The organism is Flavobacterium sp. AK-301 (genome assembly GCF_058310215.1).
In genome coordinates, this window is sequence record NZ_JBZEES010000001.1 from 76200 (window position 1) to 100140 (window position 23941).

The 23941-nt window shown below is 34.3% G+C and carries 21 protein-coding genes and 1 tRNA gene; 14 read left to right on the forward strand and 8 right to left on the reverse strand.

Annotated elements, in window-relative coordinates; genetic code table 11:
* Positions 1-15 precede the first annotated feature (15 nt).
* The 4 genes from AC4FQX_RS00315 (at position 16) to AC4FQX_RS00330 (ending at position 4072) form a co-directional block, all read left to right on the forward strand.
* Complete coding sequence (locus AC4FQX_RS00315) at positions 16-1425, forward strand: MBL fold metallo-hydrolase (protein WP_491165664.1); 1410 nt, start codon at positions 16-18, stop codon at positions 1423-1425.
* A 103-nt stretch (positions 1426-1528) separates the two neighbouring features.
* Complete coding sequence (locus tag AC4FQX_RS00320; protein WP_491165665.1) at positions 1529-2656, forward strand: redoxin domain-containing protein; 1128 nt, start codon at positions 1529-1531, stop codon at positions 2654-2656.
* Positions 2657-2690: 34 nt separating this feature from the next.
* Complete coding sequence (locus AC4FQX_RS00325) at positions 2691-3818, forward strand: redoxin domain-containing protein (protein ID WP_491165666.1); 1128 nt, start codon at positions 2691-2693, stop codon at positions 3816-3818.
* Positions 3819-3991: 173 nt separating this feature from the next.
* Positions 3992-4072: transfer RNA gene (locus AC4FQX_RS00330), tRNA-Tyr, on the forward strand.
* Between the two features lie 73 nt (positions 4073-4145).
* On the opposite strand, the gene AC4FQX_RS00335 is transcribed toward AC4FQX_RS00330, so the two are convergent.
* The gene (locus AC4FQX_RS00335; RefSeq protein WP_491165667.1) at positions 4146-4376 is read right to left on the reverse strand and encodes a ferredoxin; all 231 of its coding nucleotides are present in this window, start codon (positions 4374-4376) and stop codon (positions 4146-4148) included.
* A complete protein-coding gene (locus tag AC4FQX_RS00340; protein ID WP_491165668.1) occupies positions 4376-5617 on the reverse strand; it encodes a peptidase U32 family protein in 1242 nt (413 codons plus the stop codon). Before AC4FQX_RS00340 ends, AC4FQX_RS00335 begins: the two co-directional genes overlap by 1 nt.
* Positions 5618-5949: 332 nt before the next feature.
* On the opposite strand from AC4FQX_RS00340, the gene AC4FQX_RS00345 reads away from it, so the two are divergent.
* A complete protein-coding gene (locus tag AC4FQX_RS00345) occupies positions 5950-6519 on the forward strand; it encodes a hypothetical protein (RefSeq protein WP_491165669.1) in 570 nt (189 codons plus the stop codon).
* A gap of 95 nt (positions 6520-6614) precedes the next feature.
* On the opposite strand, the gene AC4FQX_RS00350 is transcribed toward AC4FQX_RS00345, so the two are convergent.
* A complete protein-coding gene (locus tag AC4FQX_RS00350) occupies positions 6615-7256 on the reverse strand; it encodes a rhomboid family intramembrane serine protease (RefSeq protein WP_491166299.1) in 642 nt (213 codons plus the stop codon).
* Positions 7257-7390: 134 nt separating this feature from the next.
* Here AC4FQX_RS00350 and AC4FQX_RS00355 point away from each other — a divergent pair, with 134 nt between their 5' ends.
* Together AC4FQX_RS00355 and AC4FQX_RS00360 are read left to right on the forward strand one after the other, a co-directional pair.
* Complete coding sequence (locus AC4FQX_RS00355; RefSeq protein WP_491165670.1) at positions 7391-8272, forward strand: lysophospholipid acyltransferase family protein; 882 nt, start codon at positions 7391-7393, stop codon at positions 8270-8272.
* Positions 8273-8624: 352 nt separating this feature from the next.
* Positions 8625-9557 (forward strand): lysophospholipid acyltransferase family protein, encoded by a 933-nt coding sequence (locus AC4FQX_RS00360; protein WP_491165671.1) that lies wholly within the window; start codon positions 8625-8627, stop codon positions 9555-9557.
* A 212-nt stretch (positions 9558-9769) separates the two neighbouring features.
* Here AC4FQX_RS00360 and AC4FQX_RS00365 read toward each other — a convergent pair whose 3' ends face one another.
* The 3 genes from AC4FQX_RS00365 to glmM form a co-directional block, all read right to left on the reverse strand.
* Positions 9770-11269 carry an aminotransferase class V-fold PLP-dependent enzyme gene (locus tag AC4FQX_RS00365; RefSeq protein ID WP_491165672.1) on the reverse strand — a complete coding sequence of 500 codons (1500 nt, stop codon included), beginning with the start codon at positions 11267-11269 and terminating at the stop codon, positions 9770-9772.
* A 129-nt stretch (positions 11270-11398) separates the two neighbouring features.
* Positions 11399-12049: a peptide deformylase gene (gene def, locus AC4FQX_RS00370; RefSeq protein WP_491165673.1), complete on the reverse strand. Its 651-nt coding sequence runs from the start codon at positions 12047-12049 to the stop codon at positions 11399-11401.
* A 154-nt stretch (positions 12050-12203) separates the two neighbouring features.
* Positions 12204-13589 (reverse strand): phosphoglucosamine mutase, encoded by a 1386-nt coding sequence (gene glmM / locus AC4FQX_RS00375; RefSeq protein WP_491165674.1) that lies wholly within the window; start codon positions 13587-13589, stop codon positions 12204-12206.
* Between the two features lie 189 nt (positions 13590-13778).
* On the opposite strand from glmM, the gene AC4FQX_RS00380 reads away from it, so the two are divergent.
* The 4 genes from AC4FQX_RS00380 to AC4FQX_RS00395 all read left to right on the forward strand — a co-directional run bounded on the left by AC4FQX_RS00380 (position 13779) and on the right by AC4FQX_RS00395 (position 18932).
* Positions 13779-14363, forward strand: coding sequence for an acyl carrier protein phosphodiesterase (locus AC4FQX_RS00380; RefSeq protein WP_491165675.1), 585 nt, complete (start codon positions 13779-13781; stop codon positions 14361-14363).
* Positions 14364-14407: 44 nt separating this feature from the next.
* Positions 14408-16102: a gamma-glutamyltransferase gene (gene ggt / locus AC4FQX_RS00385; RefSeq protein WP_491165676.1), complete on the forward strand. Its 1695-nt coding sequence runs from the start codon at positions 14408-14410 to the stop codon at positions 16100-16102.
* Positions 16103-16330: 228 nt separating this feature from the next.
* On the forward strand, positions 16331-16996 hold the full coding sequence (locus tag AC4FQX_RS00390; protein ID WP_491165677.1) for a DNA alkylation repair protein: 666 nt from the start codon (positions 16331-16333) through the stop codon (positions 16994-16996).
* 148 nt (positions 16997-17144) lie between these two features.
* A complete protein-coding gene (locus AC4FQX_RS00395) occupies positions 17145-18932 on the forward strand; it encodes a chloride channel protein (protein ID WP_491165678.1) in 1788 nt (595 codons plus the stop codon).
* Between the two features lie 151 nt (positions 18933-19083).
* On the opposite strand, the gene AC4FQX_RS00400 is transcribed toward AC4FQX_RS00395, so the two are convergent.
* Entirely contained in the window at positions 19084-19467 is a 384-nt protein-coding gene (locus AC4FQX_RS00400) for a pyrophosphohydrolase domain-containing protein (RefSeq protein ID WP_491165679.1), read from the reverse strand.
* An 87-nt stretch (positions 19468-19554) separates the two neighbouring features.
* Here AC4FQX_RS00400 and AC4FQX_RS00405 point away from each other — a divergent pair, with 87 nt between their 5' ends.
* Together AC4FQX_RS00405 and AC4FQX_RS00410 are read left to right on the forward strand one after the other, a co-directional pair.
* Entirely contained in the window at positions 19555-19746 is a 192-nt protein-coding gene (locus tag AC4FQX_RS00405) for a hypothetical protein (RefSeq protein ID WP_491165680.1), read from the forward strand.
* Between the two features lie 291 nt (positions 19747-20037).
* On the forward strand, positions 20038-20469 hold the full coding sequence (locus tag AC4FQX_RS00410) for an XRE family transcriptional regulator (protein ID WP_491165681.1): 432 nt from the start codon (positions 20038-20040) through the stop codon (positions 20467-20469).
* A 157-nt stretch (positions 20470-20626) separates the two neighbouring features.
* Here the strand turns inward: AC4FQX_RS00410 and AC4FQX_RS00415 are convergent, their stop codons facing one another.
* The gene (locus tag AC4FQX_RS00415; protein ID WP_491165682.1) at positions 20627-22660 is read right to left on the reverse strand and encodes a dipeptidyl-peptidase 3 family protein; all 2034 of its coding nucleotides are present in this window, start codon (positions 22658-22660) and stop codon (positions 20627-20629) included.
* A gap of 153 nt (positions 22661-22813) precedes the next feature.
* On the opposite strand from AC4FQX_RS00415, the gene AC4FQX_RS00420 reads away from it, so the two are divergent.
* Positions 22814-23908: an SRPBCC family protein gene (locus AC4FQX_RS00420; protein ID WP_491165683.1), complete on the forward strand. Its 1095-nt coding sequence runs from the start codon at positions 22814-22816 to the stop codon at positions 23906-23908.
* Positions 23909-23941 lie beyond the last annotated feature (33 nt).

Here is a 23941-nt window from a genome sequence, read left to right on the forward strand (position 1 = left end):
TTAAACACATTGAAGATGAAAATAGAACAAATTTACACAGGGTGCATTGCACATGCTGCTTATTATTTAGAAAATAACGGAGAAGTTGCTATTTTTGATCCACTTCGAGAAGTACAGCCTTATATTGACAGAGCTGTTAAAGATAATGCCAGAATAAAATATATTTTTGAAACGCATTTCCATGCTGATTTTGTTTCAGGACATCTGGATCTTGCAAAAAAAACCAATGCACAAATCGTATACGGACCAACAGCGACTCCTAATTTTGAAGCCATTGTAGCTCAGGATAATCAGGAATTTAAAGTTGGTAATTATACTGTAAAAGCAATTCACACACCAGGTCACACAATGGAAAGTACCTCTTACCTGCTTACTGATGAAAACGGTAAACAGCATGGTATTATTACAGGTGACACTCTGTTTATAGGTGATGTAGGTCGTCCCGATTTGGCTCAGGAAATAAAAGCAGAACTGACACAAGAAAAATTAGCCTCCCTTCTATTCGATTCACTTCGTGAAAAAATAATGCCACTTTCAGATGAACTGATTGTTTATCCAAATCACGGTGCTGGAAGTGCCTGTGGAAAGAACATGAGCAAAGAAACTACAGATACGCTCGGAAATCAGAAAAAAACAAACTATGCTCTGAGAGCAAATATGACAAGAGAAGAGTTTGTTACTGAATTATTAGACGGATTAGCTACCCCTCCTGCTTATTTCCCTCAAAACGTATTGATGAACATTCAAGGATATGACAGTTTAGATACTATTATTAACAGAGCTTCAAAACCATTAAATCCGGCAGAATTCAAAGCCGTTGCAACACAATCCGAAGCACTGATTCTTGATGTAAGAAATGAGGCAGACTTTGTAAAATCACATATTCCGGGCTCTATATTCATAGGAATCAACGGTAATTTTGCTCCATGGGTAGGCGCTCTGATTATGGATACAACACAACCTTTATTACTCGTTACGCCCGAAGGTCGAGAAGAAGAAACCATTACCCGATTATCAAGAGTTGGTTTTGATAAAACATTAGGGTATCTTAAAGGAGGAATCAAAGCATGGGAAACAGCAGGCCTTGAAACTGACAGTATGGAGTCTATCTCCCCTCAACAATTTGTAAAAGAACTAAAAGAAAACAAAAGAACTATTATAGATTCCAGAAAACTATCTGAGTATAAAGCAGAACATATTGAAAATGCAGTAAATATTCCACTGGACTATATCAATAATCATTTAAACGAGATTCCTAAAGAAGAAGATTTCTACTTACACTGTGCAGGAGGGTATCGTTCCGTTATTATGGGATCTATCTTAAAATCAAGAGGATATCATAATTTTATTAATATAGAAGAAGGAATCAATGGTATAAAAAAAACAGACCTGAAAATATCTAATTTTATTTATCAGACACAATAGCAGATAAATTAAAATAATAACAAAATATTAGAATTTAAAATTATTATACTGATTCATTTTTAAATACTTTTACGCTATTAATTCATAAAAATTAAATTACAAAATGAAAAAACTTCTATTATTAACTTGTATTACAACTGTTCTGTTATCTTGTAATAAAGTATCTGAAAACGAATATATTATTTCAGGTACAGTCGACGGTGTCGAAAACGGAAAAATGATCATTCTTGAAAAACAAGGAGAATTAGGATTAACTCCTGTTGATACTGTAAAAGTAGAAGGAGGAAAATTCACTTTCAAAGGTACATCTACAGCTCCGGAATTTCACTTACTTCAAGTAGAATCTATCAACGGTAAAGTACCTTTCATTCTTGAAAAAGGAGAAATCAACGTAGTAATTTATAAAGACAGCGTTTTTGCAAGCAAAATTTCCGGAACATATAACAACGAACAGTTAGTTGAATTTAATACTGCAGGGAAAAAAATCCAGAATAAAATGATGGCTTTCCAGAGTGAAAACAATGCTAAAATGCAGGTTGCTCAGCAAAGTAATGATACTGCCGTTATTATTGAATTACAGGAAAAATATACTGAATTACAGAACGAATTACAAAATCAGGCTGAAACCTATATGGAAACACACCCTAATTCTTTCATTTCTGTACTATTGATCCAGGGAGCTCTAACGCAACCAAGTGCTAACATGAAAAAAATAGAGAAAGATTTTAACTCCCTTTCTTCTGATCTGAAAAACACTAAAGAAGGTAAAGAAATTGCCGAAACACTGAAAAAAATCACCAGTGTAGAGATTGGAAGTATAGCTCCGGATTTCTCTGCTCCTAACCCTGAAGGGAAAATAGTTTCTTTAAAAGAATCTTTAGGCAAAATTACAATTATCGATTTCTGGGCATCATGGTGTGCTCCGTGCAGAAGAGAAAATCCAAATATAGTAGCTCTTTATAATGAATTTCATGATAAAGGTTTAAATATTATCGGAGTATCTCTTGATAAAGAAGGCGATGCAGATAAATGGAAAAAAGCTATTTCTGATGATAAATTAACATGGACTCAGGTATCAAATCTGAAATTCTGGCAAGACCCTATCGCTACCCAATATAATGTAAAAGGAATCCCTCAGATGTTTATTCTGGATGCTACAGGCACAATTGTTGCCAGAGATTTGAGAGGTGAAGAATTAAAAGCAAAAATAAAAGAACTATTAGGAGTATAATACCTCTGATTATAGTGTAATAATTATATATTTCATGAAAAAAATTATAACGGTTCTTTTAATTTCTATTGGTTTGTTTTCATTTAAAGCAATAACCGATGGTTTTATCATTACAGGAGCCATCAATAACTTTGAAAGCGGAAAAGCATATCTGGAAAAGTTGGATGAGACAGGAGAACTCAAAATTATTGACAGTACGCAAATCAAAGATGGTAAATTTCAATTTAAAGGTACTGCCACAGAACCCGATTTTTATCTAATTTCTGTTGCAACTCTGGAAGGGAAAATACCGTTCATTCTGGAAAAAGGAAATATCAATGTTACAGCATACAAAGACAGTCTTTTTACTAGTAAAATTTCCGGAACCTATAATAATGAACAGCTAAACGAGTTCAATAATATAAGCGGAAAACTACAAAATAAAATGTATACTTTCCAACAGGAAAATGAAGCTAAAATGAAAGCTGCTCAGGAAAATAATGATGCTGCTACTATCGCCGGATTACAAGAAGAATATTCTGTATTTCAGGAAGAATTCACCAGTTATATTGAAGATTACACAGCAACGCATCCTGATTCATTTATCACTGTTCTGTTACTGCATAATGCTGTAAATCAGCCAAGTGTAAATAGTAATGCTATCGAGAAGAATTATAATACTCTTTCTCCTACCTTGAAAAACACAAAACAGGGAAAAGAAATACAAGAAAAATTAAAGAGCTTGACCAATGTTGGAATTGGAGCAACCGCTCCCAATTTCTCTGCTCCTGATCCCAAAGGAAATATAGTTTCTCTTAAAGAATCATTAGGAAAAGTAACCATTATTCATTTCTGGGCATCATGGTGTAGTTCATGTGCTGCAGAGAATCCGAGTATCGTTGCAATTTATAATGATTATCACAGCAAAGGATTAAACATCATTGGAGTCGCTTTAGACAAAAAAGATCAGAAAAAAGAATGGAAAAAGCATATTATTAAAGATAAACTGGCGTGGACTCAGATATCGAACCTGAAACACTGGGAAGATCCTATTGCTATTCAGTATAATGTGCATTCTATCCCTCAGACTTTTATTCTGGATGCTAACGGTACAATTGTAGCTACAGACCTGCTAGGCGGTGAATTAAGAATGAAAATAAAAGAATTATTAGATGAAAAATAGTCTGAACTTATTCTGTATAAAAAATCTCCCTCTGTGGAGATTTTTATATTTTATTCACTACCAATCAATTAAAAAAAAGATTACAAAATATCAAAAAAAAGATTTGTTTAGTAAAAAAACAGTCTTATATTTGCAACCTCGTTAAGCGAAAAGGTTTAAAGAATTCAAGCATTGGGGAGATACTCAAGCGGCCAACGAGGGCAGACTGTAAATCTGCTGGGAAACCTTCGCAGGTTCGAATCCTGCTCTCCCCACAAAACGGTAACAATTTACAATTGTTACCGTTTTTTTTATTGCATCTCTACTGTTTTCAACTTTAAGCCAGAATCAAACCTCTTTTACCGTTATAATATGTACCGGACAAATCTTAGCTGCCAGTTCGCAACTCTCCACAATAGTATAATCATGTGATTTCAGAGTATGAAATCCCTTTGTATCCTGCGATTTTAATAAAACCGTTTTTCCATCCTTTTTAGACATCTGAAACTGAGCCGGTGCGACTTCCACACAATAATTACAGCCAATACATTTATCTCTCTGTAATGTTACAATAACCATTAAGCCTCAACAATTTTATAGACCTTGTCAGACATACGAATTCTGAAAGGCACTTTTATAGTACAACTATCTCCTTTTGTCGCTTTATCCGAAACAGCATCGTTTACATACATTTCATCAATTACCATTTCCTGCGCTCCGGTACTAGGACCTGTAATAAGAATCTTATCCCCTTTCCTCACATCATACGCCTCAATCTTGAATTCAGCAATGCTCGGCTTAGGAAAATAATGTGTTCCTTTTCCGATATATACTTTTTTCTGAGTAGCATTAGAACCCGGGTTATCACTCCACTCCCCTAATTTCTGTCCTAAATAATATCCCGACCAGAAACCACGGTTATAAACCGTTTCCAGAGCCATCATCCATTTCGTTACATTCTCTTCCGTGAAAGTCCCTTCATAATAAGCATCAATCGCCTCACGGTACGTTTTAATAACAGTAGCAACATATTCCGGAGCTCTTCCTCTTCCTTCAATCTTTAATACCTGAACCCCAGCATCAATCACCTGATCTAAAAAATCAATAGTACAAAGATCCTTAGGAGACATCATATATTCATTATCAATCTCAATCTCAAACCCTGATTCCTGATCGATCACGGTATATTTCTTTCTGCAATTCTGCTTACAAGCGCCCCTGTTAGCAGATGAATTATGCGAATGCAGACTCAGATAACATTTTCCTGAAACCGCCATACATAAAGCACCATGTCCAAATATCTCAATCTCAACCAAATTTCCGGAAGGTCCTTTAATCTGTTCCTTTTCTATTTGTTCTGTGATCTTTTTTACCTGACGTAAACTCAGCTCTCTTGACAAGACCATAGTATCCGCAAAAAGACTGTAAAATTTCACCGTTTCAACATTCGTCACATTCAATTGCGTCGAAATATGTACTTCAATTCCTAAAGCTCTTGCCGAAGCAATTACCGCCTGATCAGAAGCAATCACCGCTGTCATATTAGCTTCTTTCGCTTTTGTTAAAAGTGTTTTTACGACCGAAAGATCGTGATCATAAATAATCGTATTTAAAGTAAGATAAGTACGTACATTCTTTTCCTGACATCTGCGTCCTATTTCCGGCAGATCATCCATTGTAAAATTAACCGTAGCGCGAGCACGCATATTCAGCTGCTCTACACCAAAATATATTGAATCAGCCCCATTATCCAGAGCTGCTTGTAATGATTCAAAATTTCCCGCCGGAGCCATCAGCTCGATTCTTCCTGAAGTCGTCATTTTCTATAAAAAGTTTGCGCAAAGATACTAAATTTAGAATTATCTGAATTTTAGAAAAAAGAAGAAAGAGACAAGAATCAAGATGTTAAGGTATACAGTTTACAGTATTCGGAAAAAAATATTTACGATATCCTTACTTTTAAACCGATTTAATTTTATCAAAAAAGGCATAAACCAATGTATTCAAAAATATACTTTTATCAACCACAAAAAACTGTTTATCAGTTTATTATGTGTTTTAACAGTAAAACAATTAAACTTTTTCTTACATATAAATAAATATTTAAGTTATGTTTGTCGCTGATTATAAATAATTTAATTTTTTAAATAAAATGAAAAAAACATTACTTACATTATTTCTATTCCCTATATTCTTTATTTCTTGTTCAAGTGATGATGATAATATTGAAATAATAGATCCTGTTACTACTTTAAAAACCTTTGATGATATCACTTTTTCCATAAATCTAACTGAAGGATTTGACACAGGTCGTTTTTTCTCAACAGAATTAGGAAAATCATTTAAAGAGTCTGAAATTAACGCAAGTAATATAGCTAAAATAGATTTAGTTTTTTATAGTTATAGTACTGCATCCTTTTTCTTTACCAGTCCAACAAATGAAATTAAGGAAGGAGGAACGGGCATAGAAGGAGCAACACCTACAATAGTTCAATTCTCTAATAATGAAGCTACGGAAAACCTTTTTAATAATATTAAAACTGGTTCCGAATTAGATAGTTTAACTATTATAAATGATAATGATACTTTTGGTACAGGTATAGTACCAGCCTTTGTATTATTTGAAAATGCAGCAGGAAAAAAAGGTATAATCAAACTAAAGAAAAGTGATCCGCTAGGAGGTGATCCACGTATTACAGCCGATATTAAAGTTCAAAAATAATAATATAAAAAGGTTCTGATACTTAATTAATATATCAGAACCTTTCTATTTTGAATATCTGATTCTTTACAACATTCAGACTTTCGACTATATTTTTATAATTTCCCCATTTTAGCCAGTATAAAGAGTAATACAATCGGAACTGCCAGTATCACCACCATAAAAGTGTTCTCAGTAAACATTTGGGGTTCTTTAATCAGTGTAATAGCATAACCTCCGATCGCTCCTCCAAAATGAGCTGTATGTCCAATGTTATCATTCTTAGCCTTCATTCCGTAAATAGAATATAACAAATAAGCAATACCAAAAAGATAAGCAGGAATTGGAATCGGGATAAAAAATAAAAACAGGTTCATATCCGGCTGTAACAGTATAGCAGAATATAAAATACCGGTTACTGCTCCGGAAGCTCCTACCGCTCTGTAACCATAATCTTCTTTATGAAAAAGCAAAGTGAGTAGATTTCCAAAAATTAAACTTCCAAAATAAATAATCAGAAAAGAAAAAGTTCCCAAATACTGAATTACAATTGGTGCAAAGAAATACAGGGTAAGCATATTAAATGCAAGATGCATAATATCCACGTGTAAAAAAGCAGAAGACACTATTCTGATCTGTTCTCCGGCACGAACACCTCCAATATTAAATTCATATTTTCTAAAAAAAGAAATATCATTAAATCCCTTAAAGCTGACCAATGCATTCACAACAATAATTCCCAGCAAAGCAATATTCATATCCAACATATCAAATCGATTTTAAAAAATGTAAATTTAGGATAATGCTTTGTATTTCGAGTTATTTTAGTGAAAACATGTTAATAAAAAATAATTATGTTACAGAATAAACTATCTTTGCCAGAAATTATTACATGCAGTTACTTGCTTATCTACTAGTATACCCCCTTTTATGGTGTATTTCTATCCTGCCATTCAGACTACTCTATCTTTTATCTGATTTTGTTTACTTTATTCTGTATCAGATTATTGGATACAGAAAAAAAACAGTTCGGGAAAACCTTCTTATTGCACTTCCCCATCTTTCTGAAGCAGAGCGCAAAGTAATTGAAAAAAAATTCTATCATCATTTTTGTGATGGTTTTCTGGAAGTAATTAAAACAATAACCATATCTGAAAAAGAAATGGAAAAACGTTTTAAAATAGATAATATCGAACTGGTTCTGGAAATGGAAGCGAAAAAGAAAAGTATTATCCTTATATGTGCTCATTATTCAAGCTATGAGTGGCTATTGATTATGAATAAATATATTGATTTTCATGGTTTTGGGATCTATAAAAAACTTCGAAATAAATATTTTGACAAATTAGTACGTAATATTCGTGGGAAATTTGGAGGCACCCTTATCGACTCTAAAGAAGCAGTGTTAAAAATGAAAGAAAATCAGGAAAACGGAATTCAGGGCTATTACGGTTTTGTAAGCGACCAGTCACCTAAACTACACCGTACTAATTATTATACTAAATTCTTTGGCGTTGAAGTTCCTGTATTTACAGGTGCAGAATACCTTGCCAAAAAAATGGATATGAATGTAATGTTCGTAAAAGGACAAAAAATAAAAAGAGGCTATTATAAAGCAAGCTTTATTTCCCTTGAAGGAGAACCAAAAGATTATCCGAATTTTCAGATTACAGATATATTTTTCAGACTTCTGGAAGAACAAATTCTGGAAGCTCCGGAATACTATCTGTGGACACATAAACGCTTCAAACACCGCGATAAGAAACCGGTTTAATCATAGTTGATAGGTTTTGGAATACGAAGACTCTGCTCCCGACTGATAGACCTAACAGGTTTTGAAAACCTATTAGGTCTGATTCTATGTCTTACTTCCCTGCTCTGCTAAGTTTTCAACTTTGCAGAGGTGTTAAAAGGTCTCCTGATCTTTGTAAAGTATCATAATTAACTAACCTGTACATCAATCTGAAGCTGGTCAACACTTTTACAAAAATTAGAGATTTTGTGAAACAGCTCAATATAAAAGAGATACGTTAAAACGCACCTCTACACATATCGCAACATATGGTATCTAATATCGTGCTTCCGTATATCATAAATCTTCCTATCTTTGTTGAAAATCTATTGTAATGCAGTTACTCGCCTTTATAATTTTATATCCTTTATTGTGGTGTATTTCTATATTGCCGTTCAGGATACTTTATATATTATCAGATATACTATATTTTTTCGCCTATTATATAATTGGATATAGAAAAAGAACAGTCAGAGAAAATATTAAACTAGCACTTCCTCATCTTTCCGATAAGGAACGTCGTGTCATTGAAAAAAAATCATTACACCATTTATGTGATACTCTTCTTGAAATGGTAAAAACACTTACTATCAGTCAAAAAGAGATTGATAAACGTTTTATATTTCCCAATATAGAAGTAATGCATGAAATGGAATCCAGAGGAAAAAGTATTGCTGTTTTCTGTGTACATTATGCCAGTTATGAATGGCTTTTAGTAATGAATGTCCACTTACAGAATAAAGGTTACGGAATATATAAAAGAATCCGAAATAAGTATTTTGATAAACTAGTGCGTGATATCCGTTCTAAATTCCACGCTACTCTGATTGACACTAAAGAATCGGTAAAAATGATGATCGCAGATAAACGAAAAGGTATATTAGGATCCTACGGTTTCGTTGCAGATCAGTCTCCTAAATTAGATAAAGCATTACACTGGCATACCTTTATGGGAATAGAAGTTCCTGTACATATCGGTGCAGAAGTTCTGGCAAAAAGAATGGATATGAATGTAATGTATGCTAAAGTCGAGATAGTAAAAAGAGGCTACTATAAAGCTACTTTTGTTTCTATGGTAGATCATCCGAGAGATTATCCTGATTATGAGATTACTGATAAGTATATCGCTCTGGTAGAAGAACAGATTTATGCTGCTCCGGAATATTATTTATGGACCCATAAAAGATGGAAACATCGCGGTAAAAAACCAATTCCGAAAAAGGTAGTTGAAAGTCAAATATCTAACGTTGAAAATCAAATGTCTTAGAGATTTAAACGCTAAGATGCAAAGTGTTACGCAAGGTTCGCAAAGAGATTTTTTCACAAAGTCACAGAGTCAAAAAGTTTCCTGTATATCGAAACTGAATACTGGGAACTGAAACTATAAACTGTATTCCTCAAAATCAAAAAGCAGAAAAAAGTGCTCCTAGTATTCAAAAACCATCAACTAACAATCAACTGCAAATTATCAACTATCAATTAATTTTTAAACCATTGCATTACCATTTCCTTTTCAACAGGTTGAGCCTCTTTATGAACAAACTCATTCGTTTCTTTATTGTAATCATAGTCTTTAGCCCATTCTATATGATTTTCAGCTAAAGCTTTAATACTATCACATACATATTTAATCTCACTATTCAGCGTAGTAGGATGAATAGACATTCTGATCCATCCCGGTTTTCTGATCAGATCTCCTAATGAAATCTGATCTACCAAATTGTTAGAGGTTTCCTGATCTACATGCAATAAATAATGTCCATATGTTCCGGCACAACTACACCCGCCTCTGGTTTGAATACCAAAACGGTCATTTAATATTTTTACACCCAGATTAAAATGAAGGTCATTTATAAAGAAAGAGACCACTCCTAATCGGTCCTGATGTTGTGGCGCCAGAAGATTAATATTTTCAGTATCTTTTAATTCAGAAAAAACGAAATCAATAATTTCATGCTCTCTGTTTAAGATATTTTCTACACCCATTTGTTCTTTCAGCTGTACCGCAAGTGCCGTTTTGATCACCTGAAGAAAACCAGGTGTTCCTCCGTCTTCTCTTTCTTCAATATTAGCCAGATATTTATGTTGTCCCCAGGGATTCGTCCAGCTTACTGTACCACCACCTGGACAGTCCGGTATCATATTTTTATATAATTTCTTATTGAATATCAATACTCCTGAAGTTCCGGGACCTCCCAGAAACTTATGTGGAGATAGGAAAATAGCATCCAGATATGCTTCTTTATCCGCAGGATGCATATCAATCTTTACATACGGTGCGGAACAGGCAAAATCAACAAAACAGACACCATTATTTTGATGCATTATTTTCGCAATCTCATGATATGGTGTTTTAATTCCCGTTACATTAGAACAAGCGGTAACAGAAGCTATTTTAAGCGTATGATCTTTATATTTTTCCAGTAACTTTCTGAAATTATCCAGACAGAACAGTCCTTCTGCATTAGCAGGAATAACCTCAACCTCAGCGATCGTTTCCAACCATGAGGTCTGATTGGAATGATGTTCCATATGCGAAATAAAAACCACCGGTTTCTTTTCTTCCGGGATTTGTGTATAATTTTTTAAATTTTCCGGAACTTTTAAACCTAATATTCTCTGGAACTTATTAATCACACCCGTCATTCCCGTACCATCAATAATTAGGACATCATCCTCATTACTGTTCACATGTTTTTTAATGATATTTCTGGCATGATGATACGCCATAGTCATTGCCGTACCGGAAACAGTCGTTTCAGTATGAGTATTCGCCACAAAAGGTCCAAACTTATTCATCAGCTTCTCCTCAATGGGGCGATACAATCTGCCACTTGCCGTCCAGTCCGTATAAATGATCTTCTTTTTCCCGTAAGGAGAAACAAACTCCTGATCAATACCAATAATATTATTTCTGAACTGTTGGAAATAACGTTCTAATTCTGTGTTAATCGTCTTATTGTCAGTTGTAGTCATCATCCTGATACGTTAGTTTTAAAAGTGGGACAAAGTTAGTTATTTTGTTTGTTTTGTTTAAAGTTTAATGTTCAAAGTTTCCCTACTTCGCAAAGTTTCTGGCTTTTCAAAGCTTTGAACCATCTAAAAATCCTACTGAACTTTCAATCGATTTTCCAGAAACAGATTGATTTCATTATTTATAGTAGAATACGTTTTCTGTTCCTGTTCCTTTAATCGGTCTGTAAATAATATTCCGTTCAGATGATCTGTTTCATGCTGAAAGATCACAGCTGTAAACCCTTCGATCATTTCTTCGTGAGACTTTCCATCTTTATCCAGATAACGCAGCTGAATAGTATAATTACGTAACACATCGCCACGAATCTCTGGAATAGAAAGACAACCTTCGAGTCCTTTTCGCAATAATTTAGAACGCCATACAATCTTAGGATTAATATAGACTTCAAAAGGTTCACCTTCTTTATCAAAACGCTGTACCCAAATAATATTTCGATTAATCCCTACCTGTGGCGCGGCAATTCCCACTCCCGGATTCTTAGGATCCCTTACTGTTAAGAACATTCTGTTAATCAATATCGGTAATAACGGATCATTACTATCAATATCCGTCGATTGCGCTTCCAGTACTTTCAATTCCTTTGGTACTGTTACCTGAAGTACACGCAACAGAGTTGCCGTATCTCCAGATTCAATTAGCTTACGTTCTTCTTTATTAAATTGCTGTGCAGAAACAATACAACTGAATAATACAAAAACAATCAGTAATCCTGTCTTTCTCATAAATTATAATATATCTGGTTGATGGTTCGATTTTTAGATTATTCGAGATTTCCACGCTCTACACGGATAATATCCTCTATAGACCTAACAGGTTTTGAAAACCTGTTAGGTCTGACTAGAGTGAATAAAGGTCTCCTGATCCTTTGATTGATCATTATCCTGCTATTACTTTAATCTCATCAATAATTCGAAGTGCCAGTTCATCCGCTTTTACCTGACTTTTCGCTTCGGTATAAATACGGATAATCGGCTCTGTATTCGATTTCCGAAGATGTGCCCATTCTTCTGCAAAATCAATTTTTACACCGTCAATGGTTGTAATATCTTCCTTTGCATATTTCTCTGTCATTGCTTTTAAAATAGCGTCCACATCAATCTGAGGGGTTAGTTCTATTTTATTTTTACTCATATAATATTCCGGATAAGAAGCTCTTAAAGCGGATACTTTCATTTTTTTATTTGCCAAATGTGTCAGAAATAAAGCGACTCCCACAAGGGAATCACGTCCGTAATGTAACTCAGGATAAATAATCCCCCCATTTCCTTCTCCGCCAATAATTGCATGGTTCTTTTTCATTAATTCCACTACATTGACCTCTCCTACTGCACTGGCTTCATATTTTCCATTATATTTCTCGGTAATATCTCGTAAAGCGCGAGAAGAAGACATATTAGAAACCGTATTCCCAGGTGTTTTACTTAATACATAATCGGCACAGGCTACCAACGTATATTCTTCGCCAAACATTTCGCCGTCATCAGAAATAAAAGCTAGGCGATCGACATCCGGATCGACTACAATACCAAGATCGGCTTTTTCTTTTACCACTAATTCGGATATATCTGTTAAATGTTCTTTTAAAGGTTCCGGATTATGCGGAAAATGTCCGTTTGGTTCACAATATAATTTTACAACCTCTACACCCATTTGTTTTAGCAGATTCGGAATAACGATCCCTCCTGAAGAGTTCACACCATCTACAACCACTTTAAATTTTGCCTGTTTTACTGCTTCAACATCTACCAGCGGTAAATTGAGTACCTCATCAATATGAATATCCATATAAGCATCATTCACAGTAATAGTACCTAAATGATCTACTTCGGCAAAATTAAACGCATCGCTTTCTGCAATCTCAAGAATCCTGGCTCCTTCTGCTCCGCTTAGGAATTCTCCTTTTTCATTCAGTAATTTCAGAGCATTCCACTGTTTTGGATTATGACTTGCGGTTAAGATGATTCCTCCATGTGCTTTTTCTAACGGAACTGCTACTTCAACGGTTGGTGTAGTTGATAATCCCAGATCAATAACATCAATCCCTAATCCGATCAGGGTATTGACTACCAGATTATGTATCATTGGTCCGGAAATACGGGCGTCTCTTCCTATTACAACTGTTAGTTTTTCTTTTTTAGAATAATTTTTCAGCCAGGTTCCGTAAGCAGCTGCAAACTTTACAGCATCAATCGGGGTAAGGTTATCTCCTACAATCCCGCCAATGGTTCCTCTGATTCCTGATATTGATTTTATTAAGGTCATCTATTGTACTATTATAAATGTTAAACGTTGAATTTTAGATCGTGTACAAATATACTGTTTTCAAAATAGTTCGTTATACTGTATTTCTCTTATATTGTTCTGTCCTTCTTTCTTAGACCCTTTAAAATTATTTAAGATAAAATCTAAATGTTTTTTTTGTACTGACAGATATTTTCATAACTTGTGCGTATGAATTTTCTAGCACATATTTACCTGTCCGGAGAGAATGATCTGATTAAAATCGGCAATTTTATGGCGGATGGTATTCGGGGAAAGCAATATGAAAGTTTCCCTTCTGAGGTACAAAAAGGAATTCTTCTGCATCGTGCTATTGATACTTTTACGGATGCTCATCCTATTTTCAGACAAAGTACAAAACGACTGCATCCGTATTATAGTCACTATTCTGGCGTTATTGTAGATGTTTTTTATGATCATTTTCTGGCTAAAAACTGGAAAAACTACAGCTCTGTTCCTCTGGCGGACTATGCTACTCATTTTTATAAAATTTTAGATAATAACTACGCTATTCTGACCGAAAAAACACATCATCTGATACCGTATATGAAACAAGAAAACTGGTTATACATTTATGCTAAAACAGACGGAATCAAACATATTCTGACACAGATGGATAAGCGTACTAAAAACACTTCAAAAATGCGACTGGCAACCACCGAACTGGTAGCTTATTATTCCGATTTTGAACAAGAATTCACTTCTTTCTTTGAAGAATTACGGGAACATGCCGACCAAAAATTAAAAACTTTATAAAGCGGATTATAATCTATAAAACAATAACTTAAATTTAATAATATATGAAAAAAATACTTCTACCACTATCATTGATCATCCTGTTTTTTGTCTCGTGCAGAACAGAGAAGAAAACAACAAAACCTACAGGTCTTGTAACTGAAAAAGCAATGGTTGTTTCTGCCAAAGAAGAAGCTTCAAAAATAGGAAGTGAAATTATGCAGAAAGGCGGAAACGCATTTGATGCCATGGTTGCTACAGAGCTGGCTCTGGCAGTTGCTTATCCAAGTGCCGGAAATCTGGGTGGCGGCGGATTTATGGTATATCGCAAAGCAAACGGAGAAACGGGGTCTCTTGATTATCGTGAAAAAGCACCTCTTGCTGCTCATGCTGAAATGTTTCAGGATGAAAACGGAAATGTAATTCCGGGGAAAAGTACAGAAACGGCTTTTGCCGTTGGTATTCCGGGTACAATTGCCGGACTGTTTGAAGTACATGCTAAACTGGGTTCTCTTCCTATTGAACAAATTCTGGAACCGGTAATCGCTCTTGCTAAAAGAGGTGTTATTGTTACAAAAGATCAGGAAAAAAGTTTAAATGAGTATCGTTCTTCTTTTATCAAAGCAAATGGCGAAGCTTCTCTTTTTTCTCAGACCTACAAAGAAAAGGATACTATAAAATATCCTGCTCTGGCACAAACACTGGAAAAGATTGTCAAAAATGGTAAGAATGAATTCTATGAAGGGGAAACGGCTCAGAAGTTTGTAGACTATGTTCAGAAAAAAGGAGGTATCATTACGCTGGAGGATATGAAAAAGTATAAAGCAGTATGGCGTGATCCTATTACTTTTGATTATAAAGACCTTAAAATAACTTCTATGGCTCCTCCAAGCAGTGGCGGAATTACGGTTGCTCAGATTCTGAAAATGATCGAACCGTATGATATTGCACAGTTTGGATACCAAAACGAAAAGACAATTCAGGTAATTACGGAAGCGGAGCGCAGAGCGTATGCTGACAGAAACTACTTTTTAGGTGATCCTGATTTTGTCGATAATCCGATTCAGCAGTTACTGGATCCTGCTTATTTAAAAGGCAGAATGGCTAATTTCTCTTTTGATAAAGCGACTCTTTCTTCTGATATTGCAAAAGGAAATATTGAATTTAAAGAAAGTACTCAAACAACACATTATTCTATTGTAGATGCAGCGGGAAATGCTGTTGCGGTTACTACTACTTTAAATGATAACTACGGTTGTAAATTATATTGTGATGAACTGGGCTTTTTCCTGAACAATGAAATGGATGACTTTAGTGCTAAACCGGGTGTACCGAATATTTATGGTCTGATTGGTGCTAAAGCAAACAGCATTGCACCGGAAAAAAGAATGTTAAGTTCTATGACACCCACTATTGTTGAAAAAGACGGAAAACTATTTATGGTACTGGGAACTCCTGGAGGTTCTACCATTATTACTTCTGTTTTACAGACGATATTGAATGTATATGAATTTAAAATGAGTATGCAGGAAGCGGTCAATGCTCCTCGTTTTCATCATCAGTGGTTACCGGATGAAGTCACTTTTGAACCGAATGGTTTTAAACCGGAGACCTTAAAAGCATTAAAAGAAAAAGGATATATCATCAACGAGAAAGACAATCCTATCATTGGTAAAGTAGACGCTATTTTAGTTCTTCCCGATGGAAAATTAGAAGGCGGAGCTGATCATAGAGGCGACGATACCGCAGTAGGATATTAAATTGATACTCATTCCTACAAGGTTTTCAAAACCTTGTAGGTCTTATAATTCTACAGATCACTAAGAATATATAGTATTTATTTTCCATAATAGAAAATACCTACAAGGTTTTGAAAACCTTGCAGGAAAAGAACCTCTTTTGATCAAATATATAACTTGAAAACATAAAAAATCAGAGTTGCTTCACTTTTTAGACAGCTCTGATTTTTTATTAAATTGTAAAACGGAATGACTTTTATTAAAGATTTAGAAATAGCTTTTGTTCAGAATGCGGATACGGAACGGGCAAAAGAAATGGAAAGATATATGAAACACAATTTTGTGTTTTTAGGAATGAAAACAGATCTGAGAAGAGCTTTATTAAAGGAACTCCTGAAAACGAATAAAGAAGAGATTCAGAATAACTTCAGAACTGTTGCAACAGAACTATTCAGGAAAGAATATCGGGAATACCACTATTGTGCCTTAGAAATACTGGTAAAAGAATTAACAAATAACTTTCGTAAAGAGGATATTCAACTGATTGAAAACTTAATTATCACGCATTCCTGGTGGGACTCAGTAGATACAATTGCGAAACATATTCTGGGGAACTATCTTCTGGAATTTCCACTACAAACCACAACAACAATTGAACGCTTTTCTAATAGTGATAATCTCTGGCTCAACCGAAGTGCTATCCTCTTTCAGTTGGGTTATAAGGAAAAAACAAACACGGAATACTTATTTTCAGAATGTGAAAAACATTCCGGTTCTACAGCCTTTTTTATTCAGAAAGCGATTGGATGGGCATTACGGGAATATGCTAAAACAAACCCTGCTGCTGTTTTAAACTTTGTTGAGAACACAAATTTAAAGCCCTTAAGCAAAAGAGAAGCTCTGAAACATTTTTGATACAAAATAAAAGCTAAAACAATTATATGAATGTCAAATATGAACAATGGATTATGGATTCTGTTTAATGGGAATATAAAAGAATAAAGTAAATACTAAAAAACACTTTAGAAAATTGTAATTTAGCATCTTATCACAAAAACAACTAATGTTCAAAAAGTATATACAGAAATTTGACTTTTTAATTGTCTGGGCGCAATCAAAACTATCTAACCGACACTTTATCTTTCTTTCAAGCATATTAGTGGGTATTTCTGCTGCTCTTGCAGTAATAGTACTTAAAACTTTTGCTCACTCTGTATTTACCTTTACTCAGAATCTTAACCAGTTCTTTAAAATAAAACATCTTGACAGTATTCTGCCTATTATAGGGATTTTACTTACTGCCTTAGTTGTAAAAAGAGTTCTGGGAGGAAAACTGGAAAAAGGAACTTCTCAGATTATGTATGCTGTTGCCAGAAAAGCGAGTATACTCCCCAAGAAACAAATGTATGCTCAGATTATAACCAGTTCCCTGACAGTTGGTTTAGGAGGCTCTGCCGGACTGGAATCCCCCATCACAATTACGGGTGCTGCTTTTGGTTCCAATTATGCACAGGCTTATAAACTAAGTTATAAGGATCGGACTTTATTATTGGCTTGTGGTGTAGCGGCAGGTATTGCAGCGGCTTTTAACGCGCCTATTGCGGGTGTTCTTTTTGCTATTGAAGTTCTGTTAACGGATATAACTATCACAGCATTTATTCCTATTATGATCTCTGCTGCTACGGGAGCAATTGTCTCTGATTTTATTCTGAAAGAAGATATTCTTCTTTCTTTTAAAGAACAACAGTCTTTTGATTCTCATAATATACCTTTTTATATTGTTCTGGGTGCTTTAACCGGATTTATTTCTGTTTATCATACCAGAGTTTTTGAGAGAATAGAGGAAACTTTTAAAAAATACCGTATTAATCCTTATAGAAAAGCACTGATGGGGGGGATATTACTTTGTCTCCTGATATTTATTGTTCCTTCTTTATTTGGTGAAGGTTATGAAAGTATTAAAACGCTATCGGAGCATAACCCGGAACGATTACTGGAAGATACTCTTTTAAGCGGGTTCAGAGATAATTCTTGGGTATTACTCCTTTTTGTTGGTGTTGCTGCTTTATTAAAGGTATTTGCTACCGGTATTACATTAGGAAGTGGTGGAAACGGAGGGAATTTTGCCCCTTCCTTGTTTGTCGGTTCTTATGTTGGGTTCTTTTTCTCTAAATTTATCAATCTTACTGGTCTTACTCAACTACCAATTAGTAATTTTACAATTGTGGGAATGGCAGGTGTGCTAAGCGGCTTATTTCACGCTCCTTTAACCGCTATATTCTTAATTGGTGAGATCACGGGTGGGTATACTCTGATGATCCCTTTAATGATTGTATCTTCTGTAAGTTTTGCTATATCAAAACAGTTCGAAAATCATTCTATGGATATAAAAAGCCTTGCCGCAAAAGGTCAGGTATTTACCAGTAATAAAGATAAAAATATCCTTTCCGGTATCGAAATATCACAAATAATTATACAGGATATAAAAACCATTCTGCCGGAAGATAATCTGGAAAAATTAGTGGCAGTTATTGCTGGTACAAATCAGGAAATATTTCCGGTTGTAAATGCTGACAATACTTTATTAGGTATTATTTATCTGGATGATATCAGAGGTATTATTTTCAATACGTTTAGAGTGAAATATACTCTGGTAAAAGAAATTATGCTGGATCCAACTCCTTATACAATCGGCTCTCTGGATTCAATGTCAGATGTAATGAAAAGATTTACTAAAACAAAAGCGGAATTTCTTCCTGTAATACGAAATGATCAGTTTTATGGCATCATATCTAAATCTAAAGTATTAGATACTTACAGACAAAACCTCAGAGCAATGACTATTGAGTGATTATTCGATAGTTCGATAGTTCAATTTTTGGATTGTTCGATAGTTAGAATAACCGAACCAAAACGAATAAACAATTGAATAATCAACTAAAAAACAAACCTATTAATCAATATCATAAATAACCTTTGAAAAACTCGAATAATCCAATAATCTATTCTAAAATAGTTCTGATATTCGGTTTTGAATAATTGGGTCCTTTGATTACTTTTCCGTCTTCACGATAGATCGGTTTTCGGTCTGCTCCCAGTTTGCTCATGTTACTACGCTGAATCTCATCGAATACTTCTTCTATTTTATGTTGCAGACCATGCTCCAGAATAGTACCGCATAATACATAAAGCATATCGCCCAGCGCATCTGCAATTTCAACAATATCATTATTCTGAACGGCTTCAAGATACTCTTCATTCTCTTCTTTCATTAAGTGATAACGAAGCTTGTTTTTATCTACTCCCAGATCTCCTTTTTGTTGTTCGCTCACTCCTAATCCAAAGGATTCATGAAATTCTCTGACAGCGTTAAGTTGCTTTTTCATCTCTTTTTAAAATTGAAATAGATTTACATTGCCAAATTAAAGAAAGTCTCTGAACAAATGATTATTTTTGCATAAAAATTTAAAATCATGTTTACTACAGGTCAGTATAAGTTTGCCGCTTTTTTTATTATTGTATTTGTTATTGCTATGATCTATTCCTATCGTAAGGATATTTTTGTACATCGTAAATACTATAAAAGGAACTATCTGGTACTGATCGTTTTTTTTGCTTTTATCGGAATGTTATTTGTTATAAAAACGTTTTTGAAGAAAATGTAGTCTCTAATTTAGAGAGAAGAGTTAAGAACAGAAAAAAGAGTCAGGAAGAAAGAGTCAGGAAGAAAGATGTAAAGTATACAGTCTCAGTTCACAGTATTCAGGAAAACTTTGTGAGACTCTGCGCTTCCGAAAAAAGAGATTTACGATATAAATTCCCCTCCTCCGGAGGAGGCGCCCAAAGGGCGGGATGGATTTTCGGTTCTGGAAAAGGATGTTTTATACTAAAAAAAAGTCTAATTTTACTTATATTTACGAACATCAAACCCTATTTTAACTGAAATAAGTATATTTATGATGCATACCGATATATCAAACAAAAAAATACACCAAGGACGGAATATAAAACGCTTTCGCGAAATGCTGGGTATTAAACAGGAAGCTTTAGCTTATGAGTTGGGTGATGACTGGAATCAAAAGAAAGTGTCTTTACTGGAGCAAAAAGAAACCGTAGAACCCAATATCTTGAAACAAATATCGGTCATCTTAAAAGTACCTACCGAAGCTTTTATGAATTTTGATGAAGAACAAGCTGTAAATATTATTTCAAGTACAATACATAATCATGATCAAAGTGCAGTTGTACAATATAATCCTGTGATAACTGTTAATCCTCTTGATAAAATTATACAACTTCACGAAGAAAAGATTTCCCTTTACGAACGTATGCTAAAAGAAAAGGATGAAATGATGACAAGACTTGAAAAATTATTGGCGGAGAAATAATTAATATTTTTTCTGTTGCATATATGTTCTGTTTCCAGTACTCAGTCGCAGTTCACAGAGCAAAACTATCAACTAAAAAACCTAATACCTAACAGGTTAAAAAGAAACCTGTTAGGATATATAAAAACAAAATTAAGTTTTAGCGGGTGCTTTTTTATTAATTTACTTCGGGTAAAAAACTATATGTTTTTGAATAATACAACATTTGTTCTGCAAATGTTTTCGGTTGTGTCACTTCAATTGAAATGATTTCTCCTTTATCATCTGTTTTTGGAACTAATACCGGATTTACAAAACCACTGTACGGAGCTGAATCAAATTGCTTGTTACGCTCTAATACTTCGGTATGTAATTTCTGATCTACTTTTACACCATAATTTTCAACTAAAGCTTTTCCTGCCTGATAATCTCCTTCGGATTTGATGCGTTGTGTTTCTTTTAAAAGATCTCCGAACAGTTGATGCAATTTATCATAATCGGTAATATTAAAATAGGTTTTACCATTACGGATTATTTTTTCGATTACATTGTCCTTTTTACCTTTTTCAAAAACCCAGGCACTTACCCACTGACGGTTTCTCATATGTGCTTCTTCTATATCGGCTCCAGGTTCTAATCTCACTAATTGTGTCATCAGACCATTTCTGATATAACTGTCATAAGCCGCCATTCCGAGTTTTTTCCAATCATCTGTTAATCCTAATTCTTGTAATTTTTGATCGTATAAATAATACAAACCAACTAGATCTGCTCTTCCTTCTTCTAAGGTTGAGGCATAACTTTTTAAAGTTTCTTTTGGTGTACCGACTCCTGTGTTAATCTGACCGGAAGCATGTCCTACAACTTCATGAAGTGCTGTATGTAGTTTATCTGCTATTTCACCGTACTTTTCTTCGAGAGCGATCTCTTCTTTGTCATTAGCAAATTCTTTTAATTTACCGGTTCCTCCTGCATGGTTATAGGCATCGATTATATTTCCTAATGAAACTGATTTTGAACCATGATCGGCACGAATCCAGTCAGCATTGGGTAAATTAACTCCGATAGGTGTACTTGGGGATGAATCTCCTGATTCTCCGGCTACAACAACGGTTTTATAGGAAACGCCTACAACATTTTTCTTTTTGTGCTCTGGTAATAAAGGGGAATTATCTTCAAACCATTGTGCGTTTTTAGATATTACTTCCATTTTTGCTGACATATCAAAATCTTTGATCTGTACCACTCCTTCATAGGAACCTCTATACCCTAACGGGTCATTGTACACTTCGATGAATCCGTTAATATAATCGATATTTCCTTCTGTTGCTTCAAGCCATGCAATGTTATAATCATCCCAGGTCTGTAAACTTCCTGTTTTATAGAAGCTGATTAGTAACTCCAGAGCGTCTGCTTGTTTTTTATTTTCTGCAACTTCTTTTGCTTTTTCTAACCAGAAAATGATCTTATCAATTGCTACGCCATACATTCCGCCACTTTTCCAGACTTTTTCTTCTAACTGCCCGCTTGCATTACGTACTAGTTTAGAGTTTAATCCGTAAGAATACGGTTTTTTAGGATCGGGACTTGTCATTTTTGCATAAAAAGCTTCTGCTTCTTTATCTGTAATTCCATTCTCATAGAAATTAACGGCTGATCCGGTTAGTAAACCTTTTGACTCGTCTAAATTGACTTTCTTGCTATCTTTATCATTAAAAAGGACGTTTGTTACTTCGGGAGCTAATTCTGTTTTGGTATCTGCCAGTAATTTTTTAAAATAATCCTGAGAAAAATCCGGTTTGATCTTATCCATTGAATAATGGTGATGGATGCCGTTTGAAAACCATACTCTTTTTAAGTAAATTTCAAAATTTTTCCAATCGGCAGTAGTTTTATCTCCCTGATAATTCTGATAGATATTTTCCAGAGCTTTACGAATCTTTAAATTATGTTTATAATTCTGATCCCACATGATATCACGACCTGCCATTCCTGCCTGAGTCAGATAATAAACCAGTTTTTGTTCTTTTAGAGAAAGATTTTCCCATCCTGAAATCTGATAACGTAATATTTTAATATCAGAAAACTGCTCTACAAAATATTCAAAGGAATCAGAAGTTTTTTTTTCGTCCTTTTTCTCGCTTTCTCCCTGTTTACAAGAGAAAAGTAATGTTGCTACCATGAATAATCCGGCTATTTTTTGTAACTTCATAGTTTAAATTTATTGTTATTGTTTGCACAAATATAACAATTACTAAAATAGAATTAAGATTAATAGTACAATACAGCTTACTGTTTTTGCGATTTTAAACAGGTTAATCAATTATTTTTTTAACTTTACCCTATCAAATAACTTCTTCTATCTATGAAAATTGCGAAATATATTTTTTTATTACTACTATTAGCTATCATTGCTTTTTCCGTTTATGTAGCAACACAAGACGGTAAATTCGATATCCAGAAAAGTAAAGTAATACAAGCTCCCAGAACAATGATATTCAATTATATCAATGATTATAATAATTGGAAAAAATGGAGTCCGCTGGAAGAAGGAAGTTTAAAACAAGTATATCTTGATCCTGCTCAATCCATTGGTTTAGGAGCATCTTATTCTTGGACCAGTAAAGATGGAATGGGAGAAATTAAAACTGTTTTTGTAAAAGAAAATGATTCACTGGCACAGAAACTAAATCTTAATGAAGAACTTTCTGATGTATACTGGAAATTAAAAGACACAGTAGGTGGTACAAAAGTTATCTGGGGAGTAAAAGGGGAAATGAGTTTTATTGCGAAAGCTTATGCTGTATTTACAAATAATATAGAAAGTACATTTGGTTCGCTCTATAATAAAGGGCTGAATAATCTGAATAAAGAAATTATAACTGAACTAAATAATTATACAATAGATGTAAAAGGTACAGTTCTACGTGGTGCAGGTTATTTTTTACATCAGACTGTTTCCTGTAATATTCCTGATCTACCTCGAAGAGAAAGGGTTATGCTGGACAGTATTATAACATTCTCTAAAAAGAATAATATTCCTATGGCAGGAGCTCCTTTTAGTATTTACCATATTTATGACACAAAGAATAATTCTGTGACCTTTTCTGTAGTGATTCCGGTTGCTGAACAGATCATCACAGCAGATGACAGTGATTATACAACGGGAGAATTATCGGAATTTCTAGCTCTGAAAACTACTCTGAAAGGAGATTATTCACACAGTAAGGAAGCATGGGATAAAGCGTATCAGTATCTTGCTAATCCAGTTAACAATCTGGAAGAAGTTCCGTCCGGAAAATATTTAAAAGTATTTATTAAAGGTCCATGGGATACTAAAAATCCTTCTGAATGGGTTACTGAAATCTATATTCCGGTCAAAGAAAAAGTAATAGTTCCTGTTACTCCAAAACCGAAACCTTTAGCCGTAGATTCAATAAAAACACAGGTAATCGAATAAAAAAATAAACTGTTTACATAAAAGCCATTATAA